General features: G+C 71.2%; 6 protein-coding genes and 2 pseudogenes. 7 read left to right on the top strand and 1 reads right to left on the bottom strand.

Going from position 1 to position 7,827, the window contains the following annotated elements; genetic code table 11:
- The 6 genes and pseudogenes from ACFXGX_RS17985 to ACFXGX_RS17960 all read left to right on the top strand — a co-directional run.
- Positions 1-1,136, top strand: a pseudogene (locus ACFXGX_RS17985) (hypothetical protein); the annotation flags it as partial.
- A 397-nt stretch (positions 1,137-1,533) separates the two neighbouring features.
- Positions 1,534-2,118 carry a TerD family protein gene (locus ACFXGX_RS17980; protein ID WP_384791612.1) on the top strand — a complete coding sequence of 195 codons (585 nt, stop codon included), beginning with the start codon at positions 1,534-1,536 and terminating at the stop codon, positions 2,116-2,118.
- 94 nt (positions 2,119-2,212) lie between these two features.
- Positions 2,213-3,403 (top strand): serine hydrolase domain-containing protein, encoded by a 1,191-nt coding sequence (locus ACFXGX_RS17975; protein WP_384791609.1) that lies wholly within the window; start codon positions 2,213-2,215, stop codon positions 3,401-3,403.
- Between the two features lie 220 nt (positions 3,404-3,623).
- Positions 3,624-4,988, top strand: coding sequence for a glutamate decarboxylase (locus ACFXGX_RS17970; protein WP_384791606.1), 1,365 nt, complete (start codon positions 3,624-3,626; stop codon positions 4,986-4,988).
- Between the two features lie 93 nt (positions 4,989-5,081).
- Complete coding sequence (locus ACFXGX_RS17965; protein WP_384791603.1) at positions 5,082-5,543, top strand: carboxymuconolactone decarboxylase family protein; 462 nt, start codon at positions 5,082-5,084, stop codon at positions 5,541-5,543.
- A 113-nt stretch (positions 5,544-5,656) separates the two neighbouring features.
- A pseudogene (locus tag ACFXGX_RS17960) lies at positions 5,657-6,420 on the top strand (SDR family NAD(P)-dependent oxidoreductase).
- Positions 6,421-6,475: 55 nt separating this feature from the next.
- On the opposite strand, the gene ACFXGX_RS17955 reads toward ACFXGX_RS17960, so the two are convergent.
- A complete protein-coding gene (locus ACFXGX_RS17955; RefSeq protein ID WP_384791601.1) occupies positions 6,476-7,111 on the bottom strand; it encodes a TetR/AcrR family transcriptional regulator in 636 nt (211 codons plus the stop codon).
- A gap of 177 nt (positions 7,112-7,288) precedes the next feature.
- Here ACFXGX_RS17955 and ACFXGX_RS17950 point away from each other — a divergent pair, with 177 nt between their 5' ends.
- Positions 7,289-7,504, top strand: a complete 216-nt coding sequence (locus tag ACFXGX_RS17950) for a tetratricopeptide repeat protein (RefSeq protein ID WP_384791598.1) — start codon at positions 7,289-7,291, stop codon at positions 7,502-7,504.
- Positions 7,505-7,827: the final 323 nt, after the last annotated feature.

The following is a 7,827-nucleotide window of genomic DNA, read 5'->3' as shown; positions in this document are numbered from 1 at the left end:
CCGCCGGCGCCCCCCCCGAACCCCCCGCCCACCCCCCCCCCCCCCCCCCGGCGGCGCGCGCCCCCCCCCCCCCCGCCGCCCCCGCCCCCGCCCCCGCCACCGCCTTCACCGCCGCCCCCGCCACCTTCTCCGCCGCCGCTCCCGCCGCCCTCGCCGCCACCGGGCCGGCGTCCGGTGTTCTCCTGATCGCCGCCGCCACCGCCGCCGCTGTCTCCGCCGCCGCCCTCACCGCCACCGCTGTCCCCGCCGCCGTCCTCGCCGCGGTCGTAGATGCCGCCGTGCCCGAAGTGCCCGTCACCGTCGCCTTCGCCACCGAAGCCACCGCCGTGACCCCCGAGATCACCGAACCCGCCACCGCCGCCGCCGAAGCCACCGTCGCCGAACCCGCCGCCGCCCCCAAGGCCACCGTCGCCGAAGCCGCCGTCACCGAGGCCACCGAACCCGCCGTCGGCACCACCGCCGCCCAAGCCGCCGTCACCGAACCCGCCGCCGAAGCCGCCATCGGTCCCGCCGCCACCGAAGCCGCCGAAGTCACCACCGCCACCAAGGCCGCCGTCCCCGAACCCGCCGTCGCCGAAGCCACCACCGGATCCGGCACCACCGTCACCGAACTCACCGAAGCCGCCACCGCCACCGCCACCGAGGCCGCCGTCCCCGAACTCACCGAATCCGCCGCCCACATCGGCCGGCGCTCCCTGGCCCAGCCCTCCGCCGAGCAGGCTCTGAGCGCCGGTGGCGGAGACGTCGAAGCCGCCGGCGCTCTCGTGGCCGGCAACGGGGAAAGGCTGGTCAGGCGTGTGGTCGACGGAGGCAGAATCCCCCGCCACATGGTCGGTGGGGACATCCGGAGCGTCATGGTGTGCCAGTGCGTGTGCCGCGCTCCCGAAGAACAGGGAGGACTTGGACAGGCGCGGATCGAGTGCGGCCGGGCCCCCGACGGTGCCGGACTCGACGCGCAGGGCGCGGAGCTCGCCGACCTGCGCGGGTGTCAGACCCAGTCTTCGGGCCACCTCCTCGGTGTCACCGTCGAGTTCGGCCCTGAAGGCCGGGTCGACGGCGAGGCGGGTCATGGCATCGCGAAAGGCGTTGTCGGTCATGTCCTCGGGTCTCCGTGGGTCGGCGGACGCTGCTGCTGATCCCGGCGGAGCTGAGGATCCCCCTGGCCGACGGCACCTGCCATTTCCGGCCATCCCCACCGATGCCTGCACGGACGGTTATAAGGGGCATGACATGGCCCGCGCAAGGCTGAGAGCAGCGCACCCCGCCGAATATGCCTCCGGAAAGATGCGGTCGCCTCGGACCGTGCATCGATCGAATACGGCCACGGGTGAGCCGCCTGGACGGCCTCACCGGCCGAGAGGACACCGCGCCGGTGACGCACGCACACCGCCGACGCCGAAACCCTCAGCGCCCCCGCACACCCCACTGACGGCTCGGCGCTCACCGCCGAAGAAGACCCCGCATCTGTGGAACCAACCAGGGCCCGGGCAAACTCTGCCTGTTGTACCCCTGATCGAGAGGAACGGCTCAGACATGATCACGCTGACCAAGGAAGACGGCCCCGCGGACCTGGCCGGAGTGACCCATCTGTCCATCGGTGTGTCCTGGGACCCCACGGCCGGCAGCAGTGGCGGGGTGCTGGGCAAACTGCGCCGCAAGTCGGGCACCGACCTGGACCTGATCGCCATCGCCATGCAGGGCCGCGACCCGGTGCGCCTCGCCGGCCTCGACTCCCTCGACCCCATGGGCAACGGCTCGTTGGTCCACAGCGGCGACAACCAGACCGGGCACGGGAGCGGCGACGACGAGACGGTGACCGTCGAGTTCGCCGGGATCCCGCCCCACATCACGTCGATCGTGTTCGTCGCCGCCGCGTACAAGAAGGGCAGCGCCTTCGAGAAGGCGCGCAACATCAGTTTCAAGGTGTACGACGCGACCGGCGGGAGCTCGCAGCAGGTCGCCGACATCTGGCCCAGCCTGCTCACCCAGGACAACGGCTGCGCCGTGGCGAAGGCGCTGCGGGTCGACACCGGCTGGAAGCTCGAAGTGATCAATACGACGGGGAAGATCAAGCAGGGGGACGAGCATGCCCTGATGCGCTTCGCCGTCAGCAAGTAGTCCATGGACGAAGCGGCGCGGCCCCGTCTCCCGGAGCGTGAGGCCAGGGCGCGGCGTGTACGTTGCCGACGGGCCGAGGCTGAGGAGGAGACAGGTGACCACTGGTGGCTTCTCGTCGAAACGGCTGCTCCGGGTGCGGGAACTGGCCGAGCGTCACGTCGAGGCCGGCTTCGTCCCCGGGATGGTGGTCGTCCTCGCCCGGCACGGCCAGGTGCACATCGAAGCGACGGGCACGCTCGCGTTCGATGGCGCGGGCTCGAAGACGCCGATGGCGGGCGACACGATCTGTCGCATGGCCTCGATGACGAAACCGGTCGTCGCCGCGTGTGCCATGACGCTCGTCGAGGACTGCACCCTGCGCCTCGACGACCACGTCGACGATCTCCTCCCGGAGCTGGCGGACATGACCGTGCTCGCCGATCCCGACGGACCACTGGACGACACCGTTGCGGCGGGACGCCCGATCACGCTGCGGGATCTGCTGACCTACACCCTCGGCACCGGCATGGTCCCCGCCGAACCGGGAACGGTCCCGATCGCGGACGCGCTGGACGCACTCGGCAGGCCGCCGGCGGACGAATGGGTGCGCCGGCTCGGCGCGCTTCCGCTCGTCCATCACCCGGGTGAGCGCTGGATGTACGACACCGCCGCCGACGTGACCGGCGTGCTTATCGCCCGGGCGACAGGCATGTCTTTCGGGGACGCCCTGCGCGAGCGGATCTGCGATCCGCTCGGCATGAAGGACACCGCCTTCAGCGTGGGCGGCGAGAGCACCGACCGGCTGGCGACGGCGTACGAGCGCGACGACGACGCCGGCGGTGAGCAGGTGGTCGAGGACGGCCCCGACGGGCGGTGGAGCCGGCCGCCGGTGTTCGAAGGAGGCGGCGGCGGGCTCGTATCGACCGCCGAGGACTACCTCGCCTTCGCCTCGACTCTGCTTGCGGGCGGCCACCGTCACGGCGAGCGGGTGCTCTCGCGGCCGTCGGTCACGCTGATGACGAGCGACCACCTGACACCGGCGCAGAAGGCGGTCTCCGGGTTCTGGCCGGGGTACTTCGACACGATGGGCTGGGGTTTCGGGATGTCGGTGCGCACCCGCCGTACGCACCTGGGCCCCTCGGTCGGGAGCTACGGATGGCCAGGTCTGTACGGCACCGCCTGGTACAACGATCCCGCCGAGGACATGACGGCGATCTTCGTCATGCAGCGGGCCCACGCGGGGGACCAGAGACTGCCGATGTGGCACGACTTCTGGACCGCTGTCTACGAGGCGATCGACGACTGACCGCGAACGGCGCGGCGGCCGGCCGATCCGGACGTCGTACCCACCGTTCGAGGCCTTCACCGTCCGCCCCGCCGCTGTCGCCGTCCACCGGCTCGGAAACAGCGGAGCCGCCCGCGGACTCCTGAAGGCCTGGCCCGCCCCGAACTGACCGCGAGGGCCGTCGCCCTCTTTTGGTGTGTCCCTCGCCCGTGGCAGACTCCGGCGCTGCTTGAATCATTTTATGACTAAACGTGACGATGCTGCTCTTTTCGGTAACCGGTTCCTGACCAAGCCCGCCCCCGCGGAGACCTTCCCCGAGGAAGGCATGGCCGCGACGGACGCGATGAGGCTCGTGGACGTGGATCTGGCCATGGAGGGCGACCCGCAGCGCAACCTCGCCACGTTCGTCACCACCTGGATGGAGCCGGAGGCGCAACGGCTGATCGCCGAGAACCTCCACCGCAATTTCATCGACCACGCGGAGTACCCCATCTCCGCCGAGATCGAGCAGCGTTGCGTGCGCATGCTCGCCGACCTCTTCCACGCGCCGGGCAAGACGGCCGGCTGCCGGACCCAGGGCTCGTCCGAGGCGATCATGCTCGGCGCGCTGTCGCTGAAGTGGAAGTGGCGCGAGCGCCGCCAGGCGGCCGGCCTGTCCACCGACCGGCCCAACCTGATCTTCGGGGGAGACGTCCACGTCGTGTGGGAGAAGTTCTGCCGCTACTTCGACGTCGAGCCGCGGATCGTACCGCTCGCCGAGGGCAAGTACACGATCGGCCCGGAGGACGTGGAACCCCACCTCGACGAGAACACGATCGGTGTCGTCGCCGTCCTCGGCACCACGTTCACCGGCCACAAGGACGACGTTGTCGGGATCGACAAACTCCTGCGGGACATCCGCAAGAAGCGGGACCTCGACATCCCGATCCACGTCGACGGCGCCAGCGGCGCCTTCGTGTGGCCCTTCCTCTACCCGGACTCGAAATGGGACTTCCGGCTCGAACAGGTCCGGTCCATCAACGTCTCGGGACACAAGTACGGCCTGGTCTACCCCGGCATCGGCTGGCTGATCTTCCGCGAGGAGTCCGACCTGGCCAAGGACCTCGTCTTCTACGAGAACTACCTGGGCAAGACCGACGCGACGTTCACGCTGAACTTCTCCACCGGCGCGTCGATGGTGCTCGCGCAGTACTACAACTTCGTACGCCTCGGCCGTCAGGGCTACACCTACGTGATGAAGATGATGCAGGAGAACGCCCGCGCACTGGCGGACAACCTGCGCGACAGCGGCCGCTTCGAAGTGATCGGCAGCGATCTCGAGCAACTGCCGCTGGTCGCCTTCCGCCTCGCCGGCGAGCACGCCTACGACGAGTCCGACATCGCCTGGCAGCTCTCGGCCGAGCGGGGCTGGATGGTGCCGGCGTACACGCTCCCGCCCAACGCGGAGCGGGTGAAGATCATGCGCGCCCTGGTCAAGGAGACCATGAGCCGCGAGCAGATCGACCGCCTGGGCCAGGACATCGCCGACGCGTGCCGCACGCTGGACGCCAAGGGCGCGACCCACGGGACCGAGCGGACCCAGGTCAAGCGCGGCACCGGCTACTGACCCAGGTCAACAGGGAGAGGCCGGCCGCTCCGTCGACCACCAGCGGACGATCAGCCGCGTGCCCGGATCAATTTCCCCTGGAGGTCGGGAACCATGGCAACCCCCCAGGAAGAAGACCGCTACGCCGAGGCGCTCGCCCACGCGGAACACCTGCTCGGCATCCCGCTGGAGAGGTTCCTCGAACCCACCGCCGGTGAGCCCGCCAACGGGGCGGACTTCAAGCGGCTCGCCACCGTGCAGACCTTCGGCGCCGCATGGCCCCGCGGCGAGGTCCTCGACACCCGCACGCGGGCCCTGGTCTCCGTCACGATCGCCGCCGTCCTCGGCACCCTGGAACCCCTGCGCGGACAGCTCCGCATCGCGCTGAACAACGGTGCCACGCCCGAGGAGATCGCCGAGGTGTTCATCCAGATCGCCGCGTACGCGGGAGCCGCGCGCGCCTTCGAGGGCTACCAGGTCGCCGCACAGGTCTTCGCCGAGGCCGCCCAGGAACCGGTGATCGGGCCCGCCCCCTCGCTTTGGACTTGCTGGTCCATTTTCTCGGTCGTACGTTGACGCACATGCCCTGCGGGTCAGGGCCCCGTTCGGCCGAAAGCGCCGCCGTTCGACGGCACTGCCGTCCGGCCGTCCGGGTCCACGGTGAACAACGAAACGCAACGGAGTGGATCATGTCGATGCGGCTTGAGGGCAGGACCGCCCTGGTGACCGGAGCGACCAGCAACATCGGGAGGGCGATCGCGGAGGCCTTCGCCGCCCAGGGGGCGCACGTCGCGGTCTCCGGCCGGAGCGCCGAACGGGGCGAGGAGGTCGTCGACGGGATCCGGGCGCACGGCGGACGGGCCGACTTCGTGCAGGCCGACCTGGACGGCACCGCCGCGGCCTCGCAGAGTCTCGCCGAGAACGCGACCCGCGTCCTCGGCGGCCGGATCGACATCCTGGTCAACAACGCCGGCATCTACCCCGTCGACTCCCGGCGGCGACCGACGAGAAGACCTTCGACCAGGTCTACGCGGTCAACGTCAAGGCCCCGTTCTTCCTGACGGCGGCCGTCGCCCCCGCCATGGTCGAGGCCGGCGGCGGGACGATCATCAACCTGGGTTCCTGGATCGCACGCCTCGGGATCCCGGTCGGCGCCCTCTACAGCTCCACCAAGGGGGCCATGGAGACGCTGACCCGGGCCTGGGCGGCGGAGTTCGGGCCTCAGGGCGTCCGCGTGAACGCCATCTCCCCGGGCGTTGTGCTGACGCCGGACCCGGGAGAGGAACACCCCGCCGAGGCCATGATGAAGGGCACTCCGGCGCATCGGATGGGCAGGCCCGAGGAGATCGCGGACGCCGCCGTGTACCTGGCGGCCGACGAGTCCGCCTTCGTGCACGGCATCGTGCTCGACGTCGACGGCGGCCGCACCACCGTCGCGGTCGTCGCCGCCTGACACCCGCCGCGCATCTCGGCCCGGCAGCCGCGCGGAAGAGTCCACGGAACGCGGGTCATCCCGTGGCCCGTGCCGCACGCCTCAGGTCATCGATCCCCTGATCGAGGGCGGCGCGCAGGTGGGTGGAGCGTCCTGTGGACAGCAGGATCGACACGCCTCCCTGGATCGCGGCCAGCAGCGCCGCGGTCCGCCGGTCGACATCGAGGTCGGCGGGCAGGCTGCCGGACGCCTGGAGCGCCCTGATGCCCGCCGCGAGGCTCTCCTGCCAGCGCCGCATCAGCTCGACCACGATCGCCCGCGTCCCGGGGGTCGAGCGTCCGATCTGGAGGAACAGCGACCCGAGCGGGCACTGGTCCCCCTGGTCCTCGTAGCGCTTGACGACCACGTCCCGCCACTGGCTCCAGGCCTCCCACGAGTCCAGGCGGCTCAGGTAGGGCTGCTGGTCCTCCAGGACCTGCTCCGCCTCGAACCGGGCCACCGCGACGAGGAGTTCGTCCTTGCCCGCCGGGAAGTAGTGGAAGAGCTGGCTCTTGCTGCTGCGGGTCCGCACCATGATGTCGTCCAGGGTGGCCGAGGCGACGCCCTTCTCCCGCAGTACCGCCGCGGCCCCCTCGACGATCCGCCCCCGCGTCGCCTTCCCCTTGGCCGTCAGCTCACCGCGCACGTTCCGCACCTCCTGCGAATGGACCATCCGGTCCATCGTAGGGGCCCGCCGGGAGCTTGCCGGAAGTCCGCCGGAAGCCTGCCGGGATGAAGAAGCGCCCGGTGACCAGGCCCGTACCGACGTCCGCCGGCTCACGGTGTGACGATGGCGAAGTCCGGGCCGGGCGCCCCGAGATGACCCGCGGGCATCGCACCCCGGCTCGGCTTGAGCGATGCCCTCTACCGGCAGACGCTGCACGCGATGGAAGCGGAACCCGGCCCGGACCACCCCGACCTCGCCCCCGTCCTGGCCAACCTCGCCGACCTCCACCGCGCCCGCGGCGCCATGGACGACGCCCGCACCCTGGAGACCCGTGCCCGGGCCGTCCGCACCGCCTCGGTCCGGCCCGACCACCCCACCCTCACGATCCTGAACAGGTGACCTCCGGGGTGGGCGCCTTCGTCCCGCCTGGAACATGAGTACCGTCTGCTCACGATCGCGAGGCCCGGCCCGGCCAGCATCGACCGTGGAGGAACTGCCCGATCGGACCCCATCCGCATCGGGCAGAGAGCTGCTCGGCGACATCGGCCGCAGCGCCGGGCCGACCCTGTTCCGCCCGCGCCGATCGAGCCCTCGGCGTGGGGACGCCGGCGCCGCGGGGGGGGGGGCGGCCCACAACCCCGGCGAGACGTGGGGGGGGTGGTGCGCGCGAGACGGGGTGGGGGCGCCGCGGCCCCCGGGCGGGAGATAGAGCCCCGCCCGCA

The organism is Streptomyces sp. NPDC059371 (assembly GCF_042751995.1).
GTDB lineage: Bacteria > Actinomycetota > Actinomycetes > Streptomycetales > Streptomycetaceae > Streptomyces.
The sequence above is the reverse complement of the archived record's forward strand: the minus strand, read 5'-3'. Positions and strand labels throughout refer to the sequence as shown.